The 24,082-nt window shown below is 36.5% G+C and carries 19 protein-coding genes and 2 pseudogenes; 8 read left to right on the forward strand and 13 right to left on the reverse strand.

Features of this window, described 5'->3' with window-relative positions:
* Positions 1–350 precede the first annotated feature (350 nt).
* The 4 genes from ACFIK2_RS03410 to ACFIK2_RS03425 all read right to left on the reverse strand — a co-directional run bounded on the left by ACFIK2_RS03410 (position 351) and on the right by ACFIK2_RS03425 (position 3,746).
* Complete coding sequence (locus ACFIK2_RS03410; RefSeq protein ID WP_375634611.1) at positions 351–1,178, reverse strand: TauD/TfdA family dioxygenase; 828 nt, start codon at positions 1,176–1,178, stop codon at positions 351–353.
* A gap of 200 nt (positions 1,179–1,378) precedes the next feature.
* Positions 1,379–2,428, reverse strand: coding sequence for an MFS transporter (locus ACFIK2_RS03415; RefSeq protein WP_375676883.1), 1,050 nt, complete (start codon positions 2,426–2,428; stop codon positions 1,379–1,381).
* Between the two features lie 34 nt (positions 2,429–2,462).
* Complete coding sequence (locus ACFIK2_RS03420) at positions 2,463–2,588, reverse strand: hypothetical protein (protein WP_375632953.1); 126 nt, start codon at positions 2,586–2,588, stop codon at positions 2,463–2,465.
* A gap of 231 nt (positions 2,589–2,819) precedes the next feature.
* Complete coding sequence (locus tag ACFIK2_RS03425) at positions 2,820–3,746, reverse strand: D-2-hydroxyacid dehydrogenase family protein (protein WP_375634608.1); 927 nt, start codon at positions 3,744–3,746, stop codon at positions 2,820–2,822.
* Positions 3,747–4,866: 1,120 nt separating this feature from the next.
* On the opposite strand from ACFIK2_RS03425, the gene ACFIK2_RS03430 reads away from it, so the two are divergent.
* From ACFIK2_RS03430 to ACFIK2_RS03460, 7 genes and pseudogenes are all read left to right on the forward strand, one after another.
* Positions 4,867–5,028 carry a hypothetical protein gene (locus ACFIK2_RS03430; protein ID WP_375617748.1) on the forward strand — a complete coding sequence of 54 codons (162 nt, stop codon included), beginning with the start codon at positions 4,867–4,869 and terminating at the stop codon, positions 5,026–5,028.
* Between the two features lie 113 nt (positions 5,029–5,141).
* Positions 5,142–5,542: pseudogene (locus tag ACFIK2_RS03435) on the forward strand (hypothetical protein).
* Positions 5,543–5,578: 36 nt separating this feature from the next.
* On the forward strand, positions 5,579–6,298 hold the full coding sequence (locus tag ACFIK2_RS03440) for a filamentous hemagglutinin (protein WP_375634448.1): 720 nt from the start codon (positions 5,579–5,581) through the stop codon (positions 6,296–6,298).
* Between the two features lie 19 nt (positions 6,299–6,317).
* Positions 6,318–6,715: pseudogene (locus ACFIK2_RS03445) on the forward strand (hypothetical protein).
* Between the two features lie 362 nt (positions 6,716–7,077).
* The gene (locus tag ACFIK2_RS03450; RefSeq protein ID WP_375633850.1) at positions 7,078–7,479 is read left to right on the forward strand and encodes a hypothetical protein; all 402 of its coding nucleotides are present in this window, start codon (positions 7,078–7,080) and stop codon (positions 7,477–7,479) included.
* 160 nt (positions 7,480–7,639) lie between these two features.
* Entirely contained in the window at positions 7,640–8,089 is a 450-nt protein-coding gene (locus ACFIK2_RS03455; RefSeq protein ID WP_375633849.1) for a hypothetical protein, read from the forward strand.
* A gap of 949 nt (positions 8,090–9,038) precedes the next feature.
* Positions 9,039–11,792, forward strand: coding sequence for an autotransporter outer membrane beta-barrel domain-containing protein (locus ACFIK2_RS03460; RefSeq protein WP_375676884.1), 2,754 nt, complete (start codon positions 9,039–9,041; stop codon positions 11,790–11,792).
* Positions 11,793–12,063: 271 nt separating this feature from the next.
* Here ACFIK2_RS03460 and ACFIK2_RS03465 read toward each other — a convergent pair whose 3' ends face one another.
* From ACFIK2_RS03465 to ACFIK2_RS03485, 5 genes are all read right to left on the reverse strand, one after another.
* Positions 12,064–13,326 carry an acetyl-CoA carboxylase biotin carboxylase subunit family protein gene (locus ACFIK2_RS03465; protein WP_375636820.1) on the reverse strand — a complete coding sequence of 421 codons (1,263 nt, stop codon included), beginning with the start codon at positions 13,324–13,326 and terminating at the stop codon, positions 12,064–12,066.
* Positions 13,327–13,562: 236 nt separating this feature from the next.
* Positions 13,563–14,267, reverse strand: coding sequence for a DMT family transporter (locus ACFIK2_RS03470; protein WP_375676885.1), 705 nt, complete (start codon positions 14,265–14,267; stop codon positions 13,563–13,565).
* Entirely contained in the window at positions 14,264–14,734 is a 471-nt protein-coding gene (locus ACFIK2_RS03475; protein ID WP_375633846.1) for a hypothetical protein, read from the reverse strand. Before ACFIK2_RS03475 ends, ACFIK2_RS03470 begins: the two co-directional genes overlap by 4 nt.
* The gene (locus ACFIK2_RS03480; protein WP_375634452.1) at positions 14,713–15,468 is read right to left on the reverse strand and encodes a DUF6421 family protein; all 756 of its coding nucleotides are present in this window, start codon (positions 15,466–15,468) and stop codon (positions 14,713–14,715) included. The genes ACFIK2_RS03475 and ACFIK2_RS03480 overlap by 22 nt, the downstream gene beginning before the upstream one ends.
* A 125-nt stretch (positions 15,469–15,593) precedes the next feature.
* Positions 15,594–16,016 carry a hypothetical protein gene (locus tag ACFIK2_RS03485; RefSeq protein ID WP_375634453.1) on the reverse strand — a complete coding sequence of 141 codons (423 nt, stop codon included), beginning with the start codon at positions 16,014–16,016 and terminating at the stop codon, positions 15,594–15,596.
* 646 nt (positions 16,017–16,662) lie between these two features.
* Here ACFIK2_RS03485 and ACFIK2_RS03490 point away from each other — a divergent pair.
* Positions 16,663–17,445, forward strand: coding sequence for an ATP12 family chaperone protein (locus tag ACFIK2_RS03490; RefSeq protein WP_375643021.1), 783 nt, complete (start codon positions 16,663–16,665; stop codon positions 17,443–17,445).
* A gap of 34 nt (positions 17,446–17,479) precedes the next feature.
* On the opposite strand, the gene ACFIK2_RS03495 is transcribed toward ACFIK2_RS03490, so the two are convergent.
* The 4 genes from ACFIK2_RS03495 to uvrA all read right to left on the reverse strand — a co-directional run bounded on the left by ACFIK2_RS03495 (position 17,480) and on the right by uvrA (position 23,969).
* Positions 17,480–18,025, reverse strand: a complete 546-nt coding sequence (locus ACFIK2_RS03495) for a hypothetical protein (protein ID WP_375621407.1) — start codon at positions 18,023–18,025, stop codon at positions 17,480–17,482.
* A gap of 156 nt (positions 18,026–18,181) precedes the next feature.
* Positions 18,182–19,591, reverse strand: coding sequence for a type I glutamate--ammonia ligase (gene glnA, locus ACFIK2_RS03500; RefSeq protein WP_375634454.1), 1,410 nt, complete (start codon positions 19,589–19,591; stop codon positions 18,182–18,184).
* A gap of 59 nt (positions 19,592–19,650) precedes the next feature.
* Complete coding sequence (locus ACFIK2_RS03505; RefSeq protein ID WP_015856528.1) at positions 19,651–19,989, reverse strand: P-II family nitrogen regulator; 339 nt, start codon at positions 19,987–19,989, stop codon at positions 19,651–19,653.
* Positions 19,990–21,053: 1,064 nt separating this feature from the next.
* A complete protein-coding gene (gene uvrA, locus ACFIK2_RS03510; RefSeq protein WP_375643017.1) occupies positions 21,054–23,969 on the reverse strand; it encodes an excinuclease ABC subunit UvrA in 2,916 nt (971 codons plus the stop codon).
* Positions 23,970–24,082 lie beyond the last annotated feature (113 nt).

Below are 24,082 nucleotides of genomic sequence, written 5' to 3' on the forward strand. Positions count from 1 at the left end.
GTTGTCTCATATATGAAAGATTCCATCGTGCAAGAAAAATCCACTGTGCTTGAAGGGTGCAACCATGCAAACCGTCATACTTGTGAAAACAATAGAAAAGTTTGTCACTATGTTTTGATTTCGCATTATGAAATTACTTCAAATCGCTCTTTCAAGGGCTTGGTAGGAGAATCCCCCTAGCGGACTGAAGGAAGGGAAAAAATAACAAAGATCAAATACAGCCATGGAAAATCAATTGGCCACCATAGCTTATAATCAGGTATGATTATGTGGGAGAAACCTATACATATGAGGTGTGTAGTCAATATATAAACCAGAATAATACTCAACACCATATCATTATCAGGACATTAACATTGAAAATCAAATACTCTTTCTTTTATTTGTTCTACATATCTATGATTCCATAAATCTGCAGATACAAACACTCTTTGAATCCACCGCATTGGATTTTTATAACGATCAAATGATCCAGAAAATTTATCTCTAGAGTGTAGAGCCATTCTGTTATCAATGTATAATAATCTTCCTGGTTGTACATCAATTCCAAAAAATACAGCCTTAATAGCTTCATAAAAATGATCTAAAGCTTCCTTGGCTTTTTTTGACTGTGGTTCTAACATGCCTGGATAAAAAACAGCGCTGATATCTGGGAATTCACCGTCCCCTTGAACGAGGGGTACTTTACTTGTAGAGGTTACCCCATTTTTTCTCCATCTATAGGGAACATTAATTATATATAAATTATCCCTTAAGCTCCTCAAATCCTCCTCATTTAAAAGTTTTAGAGCGAGACGTGCATCAGATATTCTCGTTAACGGGCCATCAACATCATTGCGAACACCAGATAAAAAGATCCCTTTAGGAGATAAATTTAAACCTCTTATAAATTTTAGTGCAGCATTTTCTATATGAAAATCTAACTCAACTTCAGATCCTAATCCTGTATAATCTTTTTTATTATCCTCTAAAGGAACTAGGTTGTTTACTATATGTTCGCCTTCAAATTTAATTGAATAAGGCTCTCCGATTAATAAAGAAAACATCATAATTAAATTTTCGCTAATATAGCCACTTTTACAAGACGCATCTAAATTATAAGGATTAGGTGACGTATTAATTTGTCTATCAATTGGAAGGTTTTCAAAGATTAAATATGCTCTAGGGGTAATAGACATCTTTTGATTCATAAGAATTGTCAATATTCTATGGGGTAGCAGCGAAAATGCTATTTTTTTAGCTTAACCGAATATTCAATACCACTGTATGGATCATAAATAACATGGTCCAAAGCCTCCCAAAGTTTGTCTCTTTCGAGATTGCTCAACTCAAAAGTATTTTCATTTATCATTATAATTTCCTCCCCAATTATCTTTCCCTACTTTCTTATTAAGAAAAGTGAAAAAATAATAATTAAAATTAAAATCAGCCATGTTAGTACATAAGTGTCTGTAAAATCTTGGATTAATCCAAATAATGGTGGAGCAGTAATAATTGCGATTTGATTTATAGACATTGCTAACCCCAGAGAAAAGCCAACGCTTTCTTTTGGTGAAGAGTCTACAATATAGGCGACCCAAGGGCCATACCATCCCAATCCAAAAAAAACTAACCAAGCAGATAAAATAGTTAAATAAATTATGAATCCACTCATGCCTAAAATTAATATTAAAAATCCAAAAACGACTGCAATCATGCAAAACAAGACAGGAAAAAATCGTCCTTTTCTACAATGATCACTCCACGCTGCTAAAATAATTCTTCCTAAGGCACCAGAAGCCTGTGAAACAAAAAACAAATAAGCACTTTTATTTAAGGACAGCTGATAGATTCTATAAAAATAAATCGTTATAAAAATGGTTAAAACATATTGAACGATCACAAGTGAAACGCCTGAAAAAATAATATTCTTCATATGTGGTGCAGTTAACATCGCAAGACGAGACTTTACATTTGCATAGAACGAAACTTTTGCCTTGCTTTTTGGAACGATAGCGACAACTTTTGCTGGTGCGTGATAAAAAATAATAAAGATACATCCCCCTAAAAAAGAAACGATGGCACCGACCAAAAACGCACCTTGTATGCCATAGACAAGCGCACTCGCAGGAAGAACCATCCCAGCTAATGCCCCACCTAATGGTAGCCCCGCTTGCCTTATTCCCATTGCAAATCCGCGTTGCGATTGTGGAAACCATGCAGAAACAGATTTAGCACCACCAGGTTGAGCAGAGCTATAAAATCCCCCTACAATGAGCAAACAAACCAAAAGGGAAATATAGTTTTCTGCAATTGCTCCCAATAAAAGAGCGATAGAAACGCCGAGTGCGCCAACTCCAACAATATAGCGCTCGTTAAACTTGTCGAGTAATTCACCAGCTACAAGTAATCCAATAATAGGTAGGAACTGCGCTGCTGAAGACAGCAAACCTATTTGAGAGTCACTAAGCGAGAAATCCTTCTTAAAAAAATTCAGCTAAAGGACCAATCCCTTGAACAAAGAAGCAAGCTGATGCTTGAGCGATAGTGGCAACAAGCAATATAATCCATCTATAATAATTCTTTTCTATAAATTTATTATTGCTCACTCCGCCCCCCTCCAATTAAATTGTATTCCAATAAAGTAGCCTTTTTTAATAATGCTTGCAACAATAAATTAGGTATTTTATGCTGATTACATAAAAATCTGTCAATACGATTGGTCTTAATGTGAAAGCTAAGGAATATGCTTCATTTAAGGAAATAAGTTATTATGTGTCGTGCAAATTTGATACGCTAGCGACATAAGATAAATTTTACAAACATTGGCTCAGCCGGCATTAAGTGCTCTTCATAAAAGAAGCTATATTTTGGCAAGCTTTTTCAAAATAATTCTCAAAGCTTTCTTCAGTCACATAGCCCAGATGCGGTGTGCAAAGAACTCTATCTGATTGCAATAATTTGCTCTCATATACTGGTTCGCTGTCATAAACATCCAGTGCAAAGTAAGTTGAATTTTCCAAACTTAGTATTTTTTCTATCGCCCCTTTTTCAACCAAAGCTGAACGCGCTGTGTTGACAAAAATAGCATGAGGTTTCATGCTCAATAGATCATCTAATTTTATGATTTCTCTAGTTTTATCACTTAAACGTAAATGGATGGATATAATGTCAGGACGTGTAAAAAATTCTTCTTTTGAATGCGTAAAATGATAACCTAAATTTTTTGCTTCTTGCGTTGAACGCTCGCTCCCATAAACCAAAATGGACATGCCAAAAGCTTGAGCATATTGAGCAACCATTTTACCAATACGCCCAAACCCGAATATTCCAAGAGTAGCCCCTTTCATTTGGTTGCCAAATGTTGTTTGCCATCGTCCTTTTTTCATATCAGATACAGATTTACAGAGTTTTCTACGCGCAGACATAATTAAGAGCCACGCAAATTCAGCAGCAGAAGTTGGATCTCCACCACCGTCTAATATTTCAATTTCTAAGTCTCTACAAGCTTCTATATCAATATGTGAACCTATAGGGACTGTTTGGCAGATTAATTTTAAATTTGGCAGTTTCAGGAGAAGATTTCTATCAACTATAGTCCGCTCTCTGATTAAGATAAGAATATCGATCTCTTTGAGCTTATCTTCTAAATCACATTCTTTAGCTAAATTATTTATAACCAGCACTTCATGTGATGTCATTAATTTTGTAATAGACTGTAATGTTAGAGTGGCTTTTTGATAGTCATCTGGAATTAATATTTTCAATTTAAACCTTCCGTTTCATTCATCAATATTTGAGCTCATTATTTCATTTCTAAAACAACCAAAAAGCAATCTCATCGCTGATATTTTGACATAACGCCAAGCCTATTAACAAATTATACCCCTTGATTTATTGTTATTTCTAGCAAAAGAAACAGCAATAAAATGTGAATAGAGAAAAAACTCAAAACAAATAGCTGATGTCATCAGGAGAACAGGTGTTTGATTGTTTTCTCTAAAGGTTAGAACAATCTAGATTGAAAAAATCTGCTCGTTATTATTTTGCTTTGGAAGTTTTTGTGAGCCATTGCTTACGGTAACGACAAAATCATATAAATATTAGGCGTTTTTTTGATGGTGAGCTGTGCCATCAATATAAGTCTTTCAGGTTAAAATGCCTAACAGTGCAAATAGATTTTACCAGATACATGATTATAGGCAGATATCTTTTTCTAAACGTATTAATGAAGTTCTGTTTCACAAGAGAAGTTATTGTAAGAATTGTTTTTTAAGCTCTTTAAAAAATTGGTTGTTTAAATTTTGTTGTTTAGAAAATTACTATTGCTTTTAGAAGCGAAGATAAAGTTCTTTATGTATTTTTTCTCAAAGAGGATTGGCGTTGGTAGAAAATAGTGGATAACAAAGTTACATGAGGCATTGTATCATTGTTTTTACAAAAACTTTAATAAACAGCAGCAAGGTATTACAATAAAATCTCATAGAAGAGTAAATTAAAGAGAACAATGAACGTGTGACAGTTTTACGATTCTTATTGTTATTGTTCTCACAAGAGGAAGGATCAAACTTATTTTTTTAATATTGATACAAGAGTAATTTTTATTACAAGTGGAGGCGGACAAAATGCACTCCGCAACTGTATTTCGGTGCAAAATTATTCAATATTACCATAAAAGGCGCTCAAGAACACTACGACTAGCAAAAACAATCATCGGAAAATGGCTTTTTACACGAGAAATCTTCCAATAGCTCTGAAACACACACAACAACAATTCTCTCTATCCTTGAGGCAACAGGCAATGTTGATATGGATGTACAATGAGATGCTACGATTATTGCTTCTCATCTGATTTCCGATCAAGATATCAATGTAATGGGAGAAAGTATGACGATTGTTGGCATGACAGACCATCATAGCAGCCATTCACAGACGCGTGAAACAGGTTTTGATGGGAATAGATTTGACTTTGTAAGCAGAATTATTAGCGGTAATGGCTATACCTACGAGACGATACCTGCTGGCAGTAACGTTTGGATAGAATGGTAGAGAGTGGCTACAAATCCCATAAATCCCCATACTTGCCTTGGAGATGCGAGCCAAGCATGTCGGTATGTTCATGGCTCATTCAATCGAGTACAAGTCCCTTTAAGGAGGAAAAAATGAAACAAAGCTTAAAATTATTGAGTTGCATAGCTTTATTAGTTATAATGGGATGCCAGTTTAATAAACCTCCTGAAGAATACTTCACGGTGTGGGAGAAATCAGGAGCAGATCGGTTTGAGGTAAAAAAGCACTTTTAGAATGTGGAATGCCAGCTCCTTATGATGTGTTTCCGGAAAACAGAAATTTAAGCAACAATGCATGGGCAACCATAGAAGCTTGTATGATTCAAGCTGGTTTCCATGATAAATATGATAGGGGGGGCTGGTGTGGAAATCATAAAGCCGAAAACTTGCCGATTTGTCGTCCAGGCGCTGTCATCCCGAGGCGCAGTGTCAAGAAGCGCTTAAACAGCCCTTTTTGTAAAAAGCATCCAGAACAATATGAATGCTATCCTTAAATCTTGCAGCTAGTGATAAGCAACAATCCGCTATCCTTGCCTTCGCTTGGAATGGTGGGATTGTTCCCTCTCTTTCATTATTTAACGGATGAAGAAAAGCAGCATTTGCAAGAAGGTTCTGATGGCAAGGTGCATGTATCCTTTAATGGCATCTTTACTCCACCAGAGGAAGCCGCTGTTTATACAGAGCAACATGCGAAGGATAAAAATAATCCGCTTTATTTTGTTGTGTTCCCAGAAGCTGATTCTGCTATCTCAGAACTTTTGGTCGCGGGTTATCAGAAGTTTATGGAAAATAACTTTTGGGGTTTGACCAATTCCACACAAGAAGCAAAAGATTTGGTGTATAGCCATGGTATTACAGGGTTGGAACTTTATGGACATAGCCGCGGGACAATGACATTGGGGAATATGCTGAATTCTTTCAAACAAGAAGGTGTTCGCGGGATAGCCGATAACACGAATATCAATTTCTATGGACCAGCCTCTAATGTTTTAGTTGCATACGGTCTGTTAGGTTATGTGAGTGATGGCAAACAAACCATTATTGGTTTTGATGGGAATAGATTTGACTTTGTAAGCAGAATTATTGGCGGTAATGGCTATACCTACGGGACACTCCCTGCTGGTAGTAACGTTTGGAAAGAATGGTGGAGAGTGATCATGAATCCCATAAGCTTCCATACTTGTCTTGGAGATGTGGGTTATAAATGCCAAAAGTTTTATGACACATCTCATTTAGAACAAAAGCCTTGAATTAAATCATGGAGTAAAAATGAAACAAACTCTAAAATTATTAAGCGCGATAACTCTATTGAGTATAGCTGGGTGCCAGTTTAATAAAACTCCTCCAGGAGAGATAGCTACGCGGGAGAAACCTGGAGCAGATTTTACTGAGGTAGCAAAAGCATTATTAGAATGTGGTATGCCAACGCCTTATGATGTTGATCCAGAAAGCAGAAAGCTCAGCTACAATGCAATAGCAACCATAGAAGCTTGTATGCTCCAATCAGGTTTCCGTGATAAAGTGGGGGGACTTGGTGCGAGAATCATAGAGCCGAAAACTTGCCCATTTGTCGTCCGGGTGCTGTCATCCCGAGGCACAGTGTTAAGAAGCGCGTGAACAGCCCTTTTTGTAAAAAATATAAAAATGCACCTGAATGCAAACCTTAAGTCTTGCTGTTTGTGACGATCACAATCCCTACCTTCATGTTTCTCATACCCGTACGCGGGGGGCTTAATTCAGCATGTCAATGCTATTTATTTATGGGTACCACAACTGTTGGCGCAATAATATAAAATATCTATTTTGGTTGTAATCAAAATATTGATAATAATTATAAGCATATCGTTGATAGATATATGATTTTAGTAATAATTTTACCGTATTTTTGATATAATAATTATGGCATAATCTTCGGAAAGATAAAATAATATAGGTTGATAATGTTCATCATTGTTTTGGAAATAAAAAACAGCATGTAAAATAATTTATAGATTGTTTCGTAATATCAAAATTACTCAAGGATAGGAAAATGAAGCAGATTTTAAAATTATTAAGCGGGATAACCTTATTTGTTATGGCTGGATGCTACCCTGAGCAGCCTTCTCGAACAGCTGTAGATGCATGGGAAAAATCCGGTACTGATCAGCTTGAGATCAAAAAAGCTTTGTTAGAATGTGGAATACAGCATCTTGATGGTCGTCTTGATACAGAAACAAGTACGGATGAGAAATTCAATGCTGAGGAGTCTGTGAATGCATGTATGATCCAAGCAGGTTTCCAAGATAAATTGGGAAGAATGAAGTGGTGTGAGAAATATAAAAATCTTCCAATTTGTCAGCCTGATGCAGTTATTCCTCAGCGAAGTGTAGAGAGGCGTTTGAATAGTCCTCATTGTCAAGAGCATAAAGAACAACCTGAATGTCAACCTTAAGTATTGAGGCTGCTGTAATCAAAAATCCTTACATTCTTGTTTTTCCATGGGGGGGGGATTGTTTCTTCAATATCTATATGCTAACAAAAGTCATCTTGCGTGTGAGTAAATATTAGAAGACTTATCAGTCTTTCTATCGTAAATATTGACGGAGGGGGAAATGAAAAAAACATTGAAATTATTGAGTGCTATAATTTTATTAAGCTCTGCTGGGTGTATTAGCAAACCTCCCCCATCGACGTTAGAATTATGGGAAAAGTCTGGTGTCAGTAAGTCTATGGTCCAACAAGCACTGTCAAAATGTGGTTGGAAACCAATCTACGCTTCTTCTAAAAATATGGATTCGCGTGCAAGTGATTTTGCAGCAGTTTATGAGTGCATGACTAAAGCAGGTTATCGGTACAAATTACAAGATTCAAAGGGAATCTATTTTTCATCAACGCCGCGAAGTGATTCATTTTTAGTCAATTTAATGGTAGCAGGGTATCAGCAGGTTATGGACAATGATACTTTTGGTGTAACCAATTCGACAAAACAAGAGCGAGATTTGATGTTACGTTTTGAAAATGATAAAAAGCGCCAGAAAATAAAAAAAGCTTTGTACAAGTGATCATCAACAGTAGAACGTTGATTTTTAAAGCAATAATTAAATAAAAATATTAAACGGGAGAAGAGAGAAATATAGCTCTTTTGTCTCCAATGTAGTTATATTCATCAGCTACGAGATTGGCAATAGTGTTGTGGTCAGATGATGCTAGCGGAGGATAGTGGGTTGTTGTTTAGAGAAATTTATTCAATATAAAGAATGGCAAATAATAGCTTTGCTAAAATATCTGCTTTAACGATAATAAACAGATAGCTTTCATAGAGCTAATTTTGATGAAATTTTATTTTGGTGTTTTTTAAGTTCAGAATGGTGAGTGTTTTACTGTATTTTAGATTTTATCAAAAGATCTAAAATATTACATTTATTAATTCAAATCATTGATGATAGGGTATTAGGAGAAGTTTTTTATTTATTCAAATTTCTTTGTTAGATATTTAACATTTTTAATATAGAAATTGTGTACATTAGCTTATACATTAGTGTGCAATTTCTTGTTTTTTTGTTGTGGTTGAAGAGATGATGCGGTTATAGATTTCGTATATTGTATCTTTTTGTGCTGTGTTTTATTAAAACGTTTTAATCGTTTAATCTTAAAAGTTATTCTCATGTTGTTGTATTTTTATTTTTTTGTGGTGAGATAAATTGAATATTATATCTCTTCAAAATTCGCATTTTTTCACGTTTTTTTAAGATTGGTTTTTGGGCCTTTTGTAATTACAGTTTTCAGCGGTTTTTGAGATGCCTTCTTTAAAGGGATTGTCCTCCTAAATGGTATTTTTAAACTTTTTGTTCTTTCTTTACATAAAACACAAAACATATTATTGAATGCTATGATTTTATCATAAAAAAATAAAATAATTTTGTTTGTTTTGTTCTTATTGTGTTTAATTTGTGGTTTATTTTTTTTCCAGCATTTTTTGTTTTTGTTGAAAAAAGAAAGTTTTGAGAAACAATGATAGTCAAGGTATCTAACAATCACTTGTATTCGTGCTTTTTTACAGCAGCTATTTTTTCTTTTTTGTTAAATATAAATATTGAGGCACATTCTCATTCATATACATCACTGTCATGTGATGAAAACAAATTACCTTACGGATGCAGTGATGGTTCAAAGCATACAATTAGTGATAAAGTATATAAATTCACGGCGCCTGTTAAAGAAAAGAATGGGGAGGGTCGTTCTCTCATGTTACCTGCTGCTATAGTAGTGCAGGAGCCAAATACAGTTATTCAGGCAACGCGTGTAGAGGTTGAAGCTACTGCGGGTATAGAAGATATTTATGGTGTTTTTGTATCACGAGGGGGAAAAATTGTTTTGAGCGATTCAGCTTTTAAAAATGTATCAATAGGTCTTAAAGCTGATAGTGGAATGATTGAGGTTAATCGTGGAACAATTGAGGCTTCTCAGATTGCTGCTTATGCAGAGAAGCGAGGAGCATCTGTTACGTTAACGAATACAAAAATTAAAGTGGAAGGTTTGGGTATCGGTCAAGAGAGTGCTCTTTTCGTTAGTGCTGATGCGGGTATTCAGATGAAAAGTGGATTTATTGATGTGAATGATGCTGCTGCGCTTTATGTGGGGAGAGGGGGGAGTGCGACTTTAGATGGTGTTACCATTGCTTCAAAATATCAAAAAACAGAAGACAAAGAAAATACAAATGAAAAAAGTACACATACAGTTTTCAATGTAAAACATCAGGGTTCTGTTTATGTAAAAAATACGAATATTATTTCTACGGATGTTCATGTTTTAACAGTTGGACAAGATTCTAACACGCCATCCAATAACGGCAGGGAAGGAAATATTTTAATTTCGCGGGTTAATATTGAAGATTCAACAATTAAAGCAATAGGTAACAAACATGGTATGTATTTTGAGAGGGATGGGGAAAATGATGCGTATGAACAGGGGCTTGTCTTTTTGAAAAGGACGATTTTTGAGGTTCCAGATGGGACAGCTGTTCATAGTAATAACAGTCGTAGTTATATTGGAGTAACAGAAGGTACAAAAATTTTTGGTGACTTATTATTAACAGTTGAAAAGGGGGGGAGTGTAGCGATTTTGGCTAATTCTTCTTCATTGATAGGAGGGACTCGTGTTGCCGATGATTCTATTGCTGAGCTTTATTTAACAGGGGGATCAAAATGGTTTTTGACAAAAAGAAGAGAGATCGATTTGCAAGTTGCAAACCGTACAAGTTCGTCTATTTCATTTGTGAAAGTTTCTGATAGTTTTATTGCTTTTGAGACTCCAATGTTTCAGGAGTATCAGACACTTCATATTGGGAAGGGAGAAAAAGAAGTTTATAGTGCGCAAGATAGGGCAGATATTTATCTCAATACGCATCTCAGTAGTGATGGTTTGCTCGATAATAAAAAAACTGATCGGCTTTTAATACATGGTGATGTTTCTGGAAAAACAACAGTTTATGTGCAATTTGTTGCAGGAAATCAGGGTGAGATAGCAACCGGTGAAAATGCTCATAGTATTTCACTTATTCAGGTTTCTGGAAAAGCGGCAGAGGATTCTTTTCAGTTAAATCGTGCTTATATCGCATTAGAGGGTTTGCCTTACCAATATTATCTTCATGCTTATGGTCCAGCTTCTGCTCTTGGAAATGCACAAACTTCTCAAAGATTGGTTGAAGGAGATGGAGATTTTTGGGATTTTCGCCTTGAAAGTAAATATATTCAGCCTGCTTTAGAGGTGTCTGCTATTCCCCCTTCCGAGTTAAAGGTCAGAGAGGTTGTTCCACAAGTTCCAACTTATCTTTTGTTACCAAATGCTTTATTTCATGTTGGGCTCATGGATATTGGTCATCAACAAAAGCAGTTGCAAGCTACGCGGTCTATTCCTCGTAAATTATTAAAAGTTGAAGGGAACTTTGCTTTATCTGTTCACGGTTATGGTGGGAGTTATCGTTATGTCTCAGATCTTTCTATACTTAAATATGGGTACGATGGTCATGTTGATTATAACGCTATAAAAACAGATATTTTGCTCAAAACAATAGAGAGCGCATATAGTACGACATCTTTTGGGATTATGGGAACCTATGGAAAGCTTTCTTTACAACCTCGTAACGTGGAACGAAGCCAAAAGAGTACGTTTAATAAATGGTCATTTACGTCATACGGTAGTGTGGAACACAAAGCTGGTTTTTATATAGATGGTCTTTTATCTTATGGTTTGTTTAAAGGGGATGTGCGTAGCCATGTTTGGGGTAAGACGGCGACATTAAAAGCAAATCCTTTGAACGTTTCGTTTTCTGCTGGTAAAACGTTTATGACAGGATATAAAGATCTTATTTTTGATCCGCAACTTCAGCTTATTTATCAACATCTTCAATTTGATAAGTTTCGTGATATTGATGGATTTGATGTTGATATGAAAAAAATGAGTCAATGGTTTGTACGTGTTGGTGGGCGTTTAAGTAAAACATTTACAGCCTCTGATAAGGATCGTATCACTTCTTTTTATGGCAATATTCATCTTGCTCATTGTTTTGGTAAAGAACAATTTGTTCATTTTAAAGATGTTTTTCAGTTGAGTGCTTTCGGTTCTTCCTTAGAAACAGGTTTGGGTATCAATGCGCAGTTTTCTTCTAAAGTTACACTTTACAGTGATCTTAGCTATCAGCATAGGTTAACCAAGGCTGGTTTTTCTGGAGTTCATTTTTCTGGTGGTTTGGGCTATCATTTTTAATAAATCTTTTAAAAAAATAATAAATGTTATTTTCAAAGTCTTGTTCTACTATCGGAATTAAAACCATTGTTTGTGCAGAATTTTAGTTGCTTCTTTTAATAATGATATCATGTGTTTTAATAAATATGAAAATATCGTGTTGATTTATTTTTATCTACTATAGCATTTTTCAAATGCTTTAAAAAATTTGTTCATCTGATAAACAGATTTAAAATGAGAAAATCCTACGATATCGGCGTTCTCATTCAATATGAATAACGATAAATTATCATTATAAATCAGTATTTTGCCATATGATGCTTAAGGTATCATCGAGCCATTTATGGTAATTGCGTGCTTCTTCGTTTGAGTTATGAACAGAGAAAATAAAACCAGGATATCCACCAAATGCTGGTGGAGGTGGTGAAATGTGATTGGTTTCAAAAAAAATGATAGTTCTGGCGGTTTGAGGATGCTGTGCAACCTTATCTAGACCTGAAAATCCAGAAAACCGTCCATACCCATGAAGAGGAATAATATAATTTGCCGCCACTTTTTCAGTTGGGAGTATATCGGGAAGGTCTGGGGTTTGTTCAGCTAAAGCGGCATTCATACATAGTTTTGCAAATGAAATTCCTGTACCTTGCTCAACAATAAAATGGGAAACACCTGATCCACCTATACGAGCGCCTATCTCAATGATATAAGGTAAATTATTAGTATCTAGGCGTAGCTCTACATGGGCAGCTCCCATATTTATACCAAGAGCTTTAACTCCAGAGCATGCAGCCTCACATAAAGCAATAATTAAAGGATCATCTATATCACAGCGTTGACGATAAATTGTTTCTTCAAACCATGGTCCCTCAGGCTGTCCCTTGTCTCCAACGGATAGAACGTGTACACCTGCTGTATCAACAAAGCATTCTACGACAAACTCTTTTCCTGACAAATACTGTTCTACGACTAAACCTACAGGTTTATTTTTATCATTAAAACGTGCCATGTCTTTATGCTGAACATTCCATACGGCTTTAATGAGATCAGGAAGTTCGGTGGAATTTTTAGCTAACATGACGCCTGCACTTGCCCATCCAGAGACGGGTTTAATAACGAGTGGACAGTCTAAGGCATGTACTTGTGATAGGTCTTCTGGATTATCTATATAAAAGAATCCTGGTGTTCTTAAGCCTGCTTTAGCAAAAGCTTGACGCATGAGATATTTATTTCTGGTTAATGCTGCTACTTCTGGTTCAATACTTGGAGTATTGATTTTTTTTGCAGCCAAAGCTGTCCATAGAATGGCTTCTTCGCGAAGGGTCATAACCCCAGCAATATTGCGTTCTTTTGCTCCTGTTGCAAAAGTGTCTAGAGCTAGCTCTGGGTTATCAAAAACAGGAAGTTGCCAAGTTGAAGTGACTGCTGCGGGGTGTTGAGTGGGAGCGCTTTCAGCGGTATCATAGATCATTACTAATTCGATATTAGCTGCTTGTGCTGCTTCAAATATAAATGGTAATTTTGCATTGCGCTGGCAAACTAACGCGAGTTTTTTCATTTTGTTTCCTTATTAAATTTGGAGTTTTGAGAATGGCGTTTATGTTGCCATGTAGATACCTTTGATGCATCTATAAATAAGAGTGTCATCCCTATAACAACTACAATCATAGCAATTATTTTGATAATGTTGAGAGAAGGGCTCGAGTCGATTATCCATTCACATGCAACCACTGCAAAAGGGGATAATACGCCGATAGTGTTGGCGTATAATACGCCTCCTTCGGCTAAAACTTTTTAGTATAATACGTAAACTGGTGCCGAGCAAACAGTTCCTAAAATCAATATTTTAAATATATCTTCTAACTTAAGATATAAGAGTGGGGCAGGATCAAAAATAAATAATGGCATAAATGATGCTGCAGAAATTGTCGTGATCCAAGCCAGTGAGGTGAGCAAAGGTAAATTTTTAAGATAACGTTTAGACAATAAGCCATAAGCAGAGTAAGAAAGGGCTGCTGTTAAAGCAAGAGCTATTCCTATTAGGCTGTATCCACCTTCTCCATTGTTTATATTGAATGCCACAGCTGCTACACTGACAATTATCACTCCACTAAGCTTCAGCCATGAGAATTTAAGGACATTTGTCAATGCACCTAATATATAAGTAATTCCTGGAATAGTAGCGAGCACCATGGTTAAATCACTGGCTTTGAGTGATTTTAATGCACCAAAGCTGCATACAAAATACAGCGAGAATCCTAATACTGATAGAATTAAAAAAGAAGGTATCATGGAAAGCAATGGTAGGGATCTGAAAACAGCTTTCTCACGAAATACTGCAATCAGCCATAAGGTGGCAGCGGTGGCAAACAACCTAAGTCCAACCGCATGCATGACGGGTATATTGCTAACCAAATTCTTAGATAATAACCAACTTATGGAAAACAATGCTAGAATGGCAAAAGTAAATAATAGTAATCGTCCTTTTATAAAACTCAATGATTTAATCCTCTAATCACTCGCTGTGCATAAGATGATGTTGAAAAATTAAATCGTGACTTTGAGGTCTGTGGTTTTCCAAGATTATTTTGGATATAATCTTTAGCTCCTGCCAAATAAGCGTCATCATCTAATGCTTCAAGTGCTTCTATATCTGCTATCATCAATATTATTACTTTTTCAAGACACTCCAAATCAAATTGAAGATAACCTTGATTTGTTTCAATCAATGCTTTGTTCCGCATCAATATTTCAAAAAGCAAGATCCCTGTACCAGCATCGAATGTCATATGCTGATCAGAATCTTTTGGATAACGGAATATGCGTTCTAATAGGACAAATTCAGTTATTTCTTTCCAAAATTTTGGGTGATTTTGTAGCATAATACGCACTGTAATTAAATCAACTTTAGTTTCTTCTAGAAGACCAGTGAACCAATTTAATTTTATATATAGATTTTTATCCAATGGCCGCGGTCCAGTATGATGTGCATAGTCATGATAATAGCCCCACAAACAGCGAGCATCGTAAATGTCTTCTTTAGATAAGTTTCGACTATGCAATTGACCGAATAGGAATTTACTATCACGGCCGAGTAAACGTTCAGCTTCCACAATTGTTTGCTTATTGTAAATATCAAAGAATTTACTGAAAAAAACAAAGCAAATGCTTGCTTAACAATTTTTTGAGCAGTTGCTACAGATTCTGGGAATAGAACAATGCAATTGCCTTCTAAAAAACCTCTTGATGCTATTCCCATTTTTATACATTGAAAAGGTGACAGATAATTATTTGTATATTTTGAGGCGTCAGCAAGATAGGCCGTTTCATGACGATATCCTGTAACTAATTCCAGCCGGAATCCTTCTGGATCAGGTCCATTTGTTGCACGCATTGGAGCCAAGAAAAACAAGGGAGCATCTGGTAATGGGGCTTTGAAAGCAGCCAAAGTGTTATCAAATTGAGGAGGGGTCGTTAAACCGCTGATCATCCACTGATGAAGATCATCAGAAATGGTCGCTAAAAGTTTTGGAGATAATCCGTCAAGAATATTAGCATGGTGGTTCAGCAGAGTGATCAATTCATTGATCATATTATTATCTGCTGAAGTTGGTTCTTTAATGCTCCCATCTCGTTCTTGGCGCATACGGAATTTGTCAACTAAGTTAACAATGGAAAGAAGCGCTTCAGATTTTTTCATGATTAGTTGACTTTAGTGAGTGGAGCAAAAAGGCCATTGGCACTTGTCCAAAATTTTCGACAATACTCAGCCTATAGCGATTTGCCGCAACCGATGTTGTGATACAAGCATCGGCTTTTTCAGCCTTACAAAGAAACGGCTGCATCAGCATTGCTGTTGGCAAATACTTTGTCATATTGATGAGCTACCAGAGATTGCGGGGCAGGATGAGTCGCTACGGTTTTAATTTCATCAATGTTATTGCGTTTAGCTAAAACCATAGAGTGAGTAGGCATGATAAAGCTGTCAAATAATTGCATATCACCTAAACGGGTAAATATGAGTGTATGCAAATCAGGGTAAGCAGCACAGCTTAAGAGATATCCATCCTTTTTCTGAGCAAATTCATTAAATGCTTCTTCAAGAGTTGCGTATAAGATAATACGGGATCTCGAGTCAGTGAACAAAACACTTCTATTGTGATTGTCAAGCCACCACTGTGCTGCTGCTGCACAGTTAGTATCTGCAGGGCCAAGTGTATAGATAAAAGTATTATTTTCAGATTGCATGATCTCTATTCTTTATAATTATATGACTAAATTTAAACTATTGTAATATGTAGAGTATATCAAGCACAATGCGTTAAGTAATTTAGTGCTTTATAAAATAATGTATATATGAAAGAAAATTTACAATTATAATTTTGTCTGTTCATTATTCTATCATGCCGTAAAACATTGTCTTTTAGGGGAGTAATTGAGCAGAAAAATTCTATGCAGGGTATTTATTGGATATGTTAGAGAATTATTGGAATGGTTAAGCGAAGGTGAATGACACGTAAACCGTACTGCTCTATCATTTTTTGGATGAGCAGCGTTTTTGAATCTGTTCATATTGATAATACTATTATAGGTGAATAATAAGCAAATTGGTAAGGCGTGAACATCTTTGCCATAAAACTCAATATATTTAACGTCTTAATTAAGATAATACTTTTAAAAATTGTTTTACTATTATGATTGTATTAAATATATAAAAGGCAATCATCATTGTCTTGTTTGTAAAAGAAACATGAAATATAACTCTTAAGTTAGATTGAGATTGGCAAGATTTTTTTCTTCTTTGGAATCGTTAAGAAGGTCAGATTAAACCTTATTGAAGCTACAGAACCTAAAGAAACAGTCGCTTTCTTGAAAAAATCAGAGGTAAACAAATATGCGTGAGATTTTGGATCATTTTGATATGCCATTGAATAAAAAGAGTTCTGTTCAAAAGATTCAAAATCTTTCATTCCAATCACACCCAAAACGGTTTTATAAGCAAGTGAAGATCGCTTGTGAGGAGGGCGGCTTTACGATTTTGTTGGATGAACGTCCTGTAAAAACGCCCGCAAGGCGTCATTTTCATGTGCCAACAGAAGTGTTTGCTGAATACGTTGCTCAGGAATTTGAGAACCAAAAGCACGTTGTTGATCCTGCAAAAATGCCGATGACGCGTTTGGTTAATACTGTTATTGATGGTATCGCTGATGATATGCAGGCGGTTTTTGAAGATTTATTGCGTTTCGTTGCATGTGATATGATCTTTTATCGTGCACAGACACCTAAAGAGTTGGTGCAAAAACAATCTGAACAATGGGATCCTTTATTAGATTGGGCAGAAAAAAAACTGGGTGCGCGGTTTTATTTGACAGAAGGGCTGATGCATGTGGAACAATCACCAGAAGCACTTCAAGCTGTGAGTCATTATTTACGTAGAGTTGAGTCTGCTTATATACTTGCGGCACTTCATATGATGACAACATTAACGGGATCTGCTCTCATTGCTCTTGCTGTTGCTGCGGGAAACATTGATGCTGATCATGCTTGGTCTATTGCCCATTTAGATGAAGATTGGATGATGGAGCAATGGGGAACGGATAAAGACACAATAGCACGCCGTGCTCATAAAAAAGTTGAATTTAATGCTGCTGCTACAATTGTTACAACTTGTTTATAGGGGAAAATCTTTTATTTACGTGCATTCTTTTCGCTCAGAGTATTTTTGTGACTTTTTGAGGATTGGTTTTTACTTTATCAAGTCCAGGAAATAGTTCATTGGTTATGGTTAAGAGCGCTTCGTCATTGCCACGGATAAAATACCATTGGTTATCGTGAAGTAGGGCAATAATTTCAGTTTGAATAGAGCATTTTTTTCCAGCATTTGTTGTGGTTACAAGCTCCACGGGTATAACAAAATAAGGGGTACCATTATCAAGGGTACCTTCACGTTTTTGTTTTTGATCAATGTTGATCGTTTCAATCTTGTAACTTTCTGCCAACCGTTCTATTTGGCTTTTCATGATTTGTAGAAATTGTGATTGATTAAGATTTTTTTTGGCGGTTAAGCGGTTGATGACTTGGGGAGGAATAGCATTTAAGATGGCATTTGCATCGGCATTTTTAAGTGCTTTACTATAAGCAGATGTTGCTTTCTCAAGAGTTGTAAGTTTTTGGTTGGTTATTGTATGTGCTTTAGTTGTTGATGTGATAAAGACAATGCATAAAAGAACGGGAACGAGAAAACAAATTCGCGGCATTAGAAACCTTTGTTAATTCATTTGAAGAGATTCAACACATTATAAAGGAAAAGCGGACGAGCAAAAAGCCTCTTGCGCTTTTGCATGAGAAGAATATCCACAAAAATGGAGGCAAAAGCCTCCATTTTTAAAATCAAAAGAATGCGTATTGATTGTTTAAACAGAATAGTACATATCAAATTCAACAGGATGGGGTGTTGTTTCGTAACGCAAGACTTCTTGCATCTTTACTTGAATGAAGGAATTAATCTGATCATCATCAAAAACGTCGCCAGCTTTAAGAAAGCCACGATCTTTGTCAAGTGCTTCAAGCGCTTCACGCAGGCTTCCTGAAACAGTAGGGATTTCTTTAAGTTCCTTTAAGGGAAGATCATAAAGATCTTTATCCATAGCATGTCCGGGATGAATTTTGTTTTTGATACCGTCAAGACCAGCCATTAAAAGGGCTGCAAATGCCAAATAGGGATTTGCTGTTGGGTCTGGAAAACGAACTTCTACGCGTTTTGAATTTGGTGAGGAGCTCATAGGAATACGGCAAGATGCAGAACGATTACGTGCTGAATAGGCAAGAAGAACAGGAGCTTCATAACCAGGAACCAAACGTTTATAGGAGTTTGTGGATGGGTTGGTAAAAGCATTTATTGCTTTTGCGTGCTTAATAACACCACCGATAAAAAACAGACAGGTTTCTGATAGTCCGGCATATTCATTTCCTGCAAAAATGGGTTTACCATCTTTCCAAATGGAAATGTGGACATGCATTCCAGAGCCGTTATCACCAAAAACTGGTTTTGGCATGAAGGTTGCTGTTTTCCCATAGCTGTTTGCTATTTGATGTACAACATATTTAAAAATTTGCATCTTGTCAGCCTCGCGAACAAGTGTATCAAAACGAATACCCAATTCATGTTGTCCTGCTGCTACTTCGTGATGGTGTTTTTCGACCTGTACGCCCATATCCTTGAGTGCTGTGAGCATTTCAGAACGCATATCTTGGCAGGAGTCAATCGGCGGAACAGGAAGGTAGCCTCCCTTTATTCGTGGGCGATGCCCTAGATTTCCTGTTTCATATTCCGTATCATCATTAGAGGGAAGTTCACTTGAATCGAGTTTAAACCCTGTGTTGTAAGGGTCCGTTTTATAGCGTACATCATCAAAGATAAAAAACTCAGCTTCTGGACCCACATTGATTGTATCTCCAATGTTTAAAGATTTCATATAAACCTCAGCCCTTTTGGCGATAGAACGAGGATCTCTACGATAAAACTCACCAGAGACAGGATCAAGTACATCACAAAATATGACCAAAGTAGATTGAGCAAAAAAAGGATCAATATGTGCTGTTGCTGGATCTGGCATTAAAATCATGTCAGATTCATTAATTGTTTTCCAACCAGCAATTGAAGAACCATCAAACATGACACCATCACTAAAAGTATCCTCGCTGATCTCTGCGATATCCATTGTAATATGATGCAATTTTCCTCGTGGATCAGTAAAACGTAAATCAACAAAACGGATTTCGTTGTCTGTAATCTGTTTGATAATATCTGATGCGGTTGTCATATTCAATTTCCTTAATATGGCGTTGAGGTGGATAAAAAAGTGAATTTTCTCGTTATTTATTAAAGGGCATCGATACCGGTTTCGTCCGTGCCTATACGAATTGCATCATCAATGGAAAAGACAAATATCTTTCCATCCCCTATATGTTTGGTTTGAGCTGCTTTACGTATTGCATCAACAGTTTGTTCCAGTTTTTCATCGGACACAACAATTTCAATCTTTACTTTAGGTAGAAAGTCAACAACATATTTCGTACCACGATAAAGTTCTGTATGTTCCCTTTGACGACCAAAACCTTTCGCTTCTGTTACTGTAATACCATGTAACCCAATTTTTTGAAGCGCTTCTTTCACTTCATCAAGTTTGAAAGGTTTTATAATGGCTTCAATTTTTTTCATGCTGAAATTATCTCCAACGTTATTTTGTCTTTTTAGACTGCATCACATTATATTGACAACTGTAAGATGTCCAACAGATACTTTGTGCACAAAAAGTCGAAAATAATGACACTCTATGCTTTGTTAGGAGAGTTTCTTTTGTAGAATACAGCCAAATACTGTTTTTTGGGAAAAAAACTTACAATTCTTATACAGAATTCAAATAATATAATAAAAGAGTTTTGTTTCTTTTTTATTAGATAATATCTTGACTTATAAGGATAATTAGACGCTCTCCACATTGAATGAGAAACTCTAATAGCGTAAGATTTTCTCATTTTAGATCTTTTTATCGTCAATCAATCAAAACGATACTTTTATATATCATAAATAGTTATGAGTGTGTGGATAACAACATTTGAAAAAAGAAATAAAATGCTTTTTATGAAAGCTTTCGATAATTAAAGGCTTTACAATATTAGGGAGTAGGGAAGAAAAATATTGGAAAAAAGTGTGATGATGCCGATTCATAAATGTAAAGATGGTGGTGTACAATAATGAGTTTATCATTATAGCATTCATAGGAGCCGTTGTGAAATGGGCTTGAGAGCATTGAGAAATGTTTCTTTAAAACAGATGTGGGAATTGGCAACGCAAATATATTCCGTTTGGGGCGTTTTGTTCCTTCGTGAGGAATGTGATCTTCATTAAGGAACGCGATAAATAAAAGTGTGAAGCAATGGCAATCTTCATTATAAGATATTGCTGTGGATGCCTTGGAAAATCATAAAGATAAATTAAAAGGAAATGGAAATATAGAAATTTATTTATACCCTTAAAACTTCATATTCTTCCCAGTTTAGGTTGTCTGGTCGTTTCAGGTATAAACAAAACAGAGAATAAATACGCAATTATGTGCGCGTTCCTATTTGGCAATACGACAACTGAAACAGCTTATAAAGCGCTAAATTGTTTTTAGTCTTTGCTTCAAACGTGTTGCACCACTGAAATTAGGTGTTGGTTTACAGGTAATAATAAAAGTACAGGCTTTGTTAGTATGCTGTATTTTACAATAGAAAGCGTTTCTAAGAATTGGAATTATAGAGAGATGGGCGCAGTAAAACATGTTTTAGAAATTTTCCCGTATAGGAGGCGGGAACCTTAATGATGTCTTCAGGGCGTCCAATTGCAACAATTTCACCACCGCGATCTCCACCTTCTGGTCCTAAATCAATAATCCAGTCGGCTGTCTTTATAACATCAAGGTTATGTTCAATGACTATAACTGTGTTGCCTTGCTCGACTAGTTCGTGAAGCACTTCAAGAAGTTTGGAAATATCATGAAAATGTAAACCTGTTGTCGGTTCATCCAAAATATAGAGTGTACGTCCCGTTGTTTTACGAGAAAGTTCTTTCGCAAGTTTTACACGTTGTGCTTCCCCACCAGAAAGTGTGGTTGCTTGCTGTCCTACTTTTATGTAACCCAATCCTACTTTAATGAGAGTTTCCATTTTATTATGAATAGCGGGAATAGCTTGGAAAAATTCCTCTGCCTTTTCAATTGTCATATCCAAAATATCGGCTATAGACTGTCCTTTGAATTTTATTTCTAGTGTTTCTCGGTTATAGCGTTTTCCTTTACAGACATCGCAAGTAACATAGACATCAGGTAAAAAGTGCATTTCAATTTTGATGACTCCATCACCTTGACATGCTTCGCAACGTCCTCCTTTAACATTAAATGAAAAACGCCCAGCTTTGTAACCGCGGGCTTTTGATTCTGGAAGATCGGCAAACCACTCACGAATCGGTGTAAAAGCGCCTGTATAGGTTGCGGGATTAGAGCGTGGGGTGCGTCCAATAGGGGACTGGTTGATATCGATGACTTTATCAAGAAATTCTAATCCTTCAATTTTGTCATAGCTGGCAGGAGTATGATGAGAGCCCATGATATGATGTGATGCTGCTTTGAAAAGCGTTTCAATAAGAAATGTTGATTTTCCTCCTCCAGAAACACCAGTTATGCATGTGAAGGTTCCAAGAGGAATATTCGCATTGATATTTTTGAGGTTATTGCCTTTGGCGCCGATGATTTTAAGTATTTTCGTTTTTGATATTTTGCGTCGCTCTGTCGGCATTTTAACAGCCATTTTTCCTGAAAGGTATTGGCCTGTGAGAGAGGCTGAATTTTCTATAATTTCCTGCGGTGTCCCTTGCGCTATGATTTCTCCACCATGAACGCCCGCGGCAGGCCCCATATCGACAACATGATCCGCTGTGAGAATAGCATCTTCATCATGTTCAACAACAATAACTGTATTGCCAAGATTGCGCAAATGGCGCAGCATTTCCAACAGGCGTTCGTTATCGCGTTGGTGTAAACCGATAGATGGTTCATCTAAAATATAAAGAACGCCTGTAAGACCAGAACCAATTTGGGATGCCAACCGAATGCGTTGGCTTTCTCCACCTGAAAGCGTTCCTGAATTTCGAGACAAGGTAAGATATTCCAATCCTACATGATTTAAAAAAGCCAAACGTTCACGAATTTCTTTTAAAATACGTACGGCGATATTACGTTGTTTTTCTGTGAGATATTGATGAACATTGGCAAACCAATCATCTGCTTTTAGAATAGAAAGATCTGATATTTGCCCAATATGCATTCCGTTGATTTTTACAGCAAGTGCCTCTGGTTTTAAACGATAACCGTGACAAGCTGGGCAGGGCGAAGAAGACATATAACGTTCGATTTCTTCTCGAGACCAAGCAGAATCAGTTTCTTTCCAGCGTCTCTCCATATTAGGGATGATTCCTTCAAAAGGTTGGGTCGTTTTATGCGAACCAGAATTATTTTTATAGATAAAAGAAATTTCATCTCTTTTTGTACCGTAGAGAATAGCCTGTTGTGCTTCATTAGAGAGTTCACACCATTGATCTGTGAGTTTGAAACCGTAAGCTTTTCCTAATGCTTCTAGGGTTTGGCTATAATAAAGTGAATCCGATTTAGCCCAAGGAGCAATGGCGCCATTTTTGAGGGTAAGATTTTTATTGGGCACAATTTTCAGTGGATCCATTGCTTTTTTGATGCCCAGTCCATCGCAGAGAGGACAGGCGCCAAAAGGATTATTAAACGAAAAAAGGCGTGGTTCAATTTCAGGAATAGAAAAACCCGATACAGGGCAGGAAAACTTTTCTGAAAAAATGAGCCGTTTGTGTGTATTATTTTTCGACTTATGAGCAGATTCCTTTGTCGTTTCTTTTTGTGCTAAGGGTTGGTCTGCCATTTCAGCAATGGCAAGCCCATTTGCTAGCTGTAAACAGGTTTCTATACTATCAGCCAAGCGAGAGGTGATATCCTTCTGTACAACAATGCGGTCTACCACGACATCGATGTCGTGTTTATATTTTTTATCAAGAGGTGGAATATCAGCGATTTCATAGAATTTTCCATCAACTTTAGCGCGTTGAAATCCTCTTTTTAAAAGTTCTGTTAGCTCTTTTTTATATTCTCCCTTTCGTCCTCGCACCAAAGGGGCCATAATAAAAATTCGCGTTCCTTCTGGTAAGGACATAATTTGATCCACCATTTGGCTTACTGTCTGGCTTTCAATAGGAAGTCCTGTCACAGGAGAATGAGGAATACCAATACGTGCAAAGAGAAGACGCATGTAATCGTGGATTTCAGTAACGGTACCTACCGTTGAACGAGGATTGCGACTGGTTGTTTTTTGTTCAATGGAGATAGCTGGAGAGAGACCGTCTATACGGTCGACATCAGGTTTTTGCATGACTTCCAAAAATTGGCGTGCATAGGCTGAAAGGCTTTCGACATAGCGACGCTGTCCTTCAGCGTAAATTGTATCAAACGCTAAGGATGATTTCCCTGATCCAGAAAGTCCTGTTATAACAATGAGTTTATCACGAGGAAGATCGAGATCAATATTTTTAAGGTTATGCTCACGTGCACCGCGAATGGAGATATATTTTTGATGAGTCATACTTTATCCTTGGCATATGTGGCAAAAATTGAGCACCTAAAATGGAATAAAACTGTTTTTTTAGAATTACAATGTGTTTAACTGCTTTAATGCTAAAGGAAGGTATAAGTTTT

It is taken from the genome of Bartonella sp. AP88XZML (assembly GCF_042195565.1).
Classification (GTDB): Bacteria; Pseudomonadota; Alphaproteobacteria; order Rhizobiales; family Rhizobiaceae; genus Bartonella.

What these genes read in the sequence shown, in the direction of transcription:
- ACFIK2_RS03410 (WP_375634611.1), bottom strand. Translation starts at nt 1,178, where the DNA reads ATGTCTATTACCCCTAGAGCATATTTAATCTTTGAAAACCTTCCAATT.
- ACFIK2_RS03430 (WP_375617748.1), top strand. Translation starts at nt 4,867, where the DNA reads ATGACGATTGTTGGCATGACAGACCATCATAGCAGCCATTCACAGACG.
- ACFIK2_RS03450 (WP_375633850.1), top strand. Translation starts at nt 7,078, where the DNA reads ATGAAGCAGATTTTAAAATTATTAAGCGGGATAACCTTATTTGTTATG.
- ACFIK2_RS03455 (WP_375633849.1), top strand. Translation starts at nt 7,640, where the DNA reads ATGAAAAAAACATTGAAATTATTGAGTGCTATAATTTTATTAAGCTCT.
- ACFIK2_RS03460 (WP_375676884.1), top strand. Translation starts at nt 9,039, where the DNA reads ATGATAGTCAAGGTATCTAACAATCACTTGTATTCGTGCTTTTTTACA.
- ACFIK2_RS03465 (WP_375636820.1), bottom strand. Translation starts at nt 13,326, where the DNA reads ATGAAAAAACTCGCGTTAGTTTGCCAGCGCAATGCAAAATTACCATTT.
- ACFIK2_RS03480 (WP_375634452.1), bottom strand. Translation starts at nt 15,468, where the DNA reads ATGAAAAAATCTGAAGCGCTTCTTTCCATTGTTAACTTAGTTGACAAA.
- ACFIK2_RS03485 (WP_375634453.1), bottom strand. Translation starts at nt 16,016, where the DNA reads ATGCAATCTGAAAATAATACTTTTATCTATACACTTGGCCCTGCAGAT.
- ACFIK2_RS03490 (WP_375643021.1), top strand. Translation starts at nt 16,663, where the DNA reads ATGCGTGAGATTTTGGATCATTTTGATATGCCATTGAATAAAAAGAGT.
- ACFIK2_RS03495 (WP_375621407.1), bottom strand. Translation starts at nt 18,025, where the DNA reads ATGCCGCGAATTTGTTTTCTCGTTCCCGTTCTTTTATGCATTGTCTTT.
- glnA (WP_375634454.1), bottom strand. Translation starts at nt 19,591, where the DNA reads ATGACAACCGCATCAGATATTATCAAACAGATTACAGACAACGAAATC.
- ACFIK2_RS03505 (WP_015856528.1), bottom strand. Translation starts at nt 19,989, where the DNA reads ATGAAAAAAATTGAAGCCATTATAAAACCTTTCAAACTTGATGAAGTG.
- uvrA (WP_375643017.1), bottom strand. Translation starts at nt 23,969, where the DNA reads ATGACTCATCAAAAATATATCTCCATTCGCGGTGCACGTGAGCATAAC.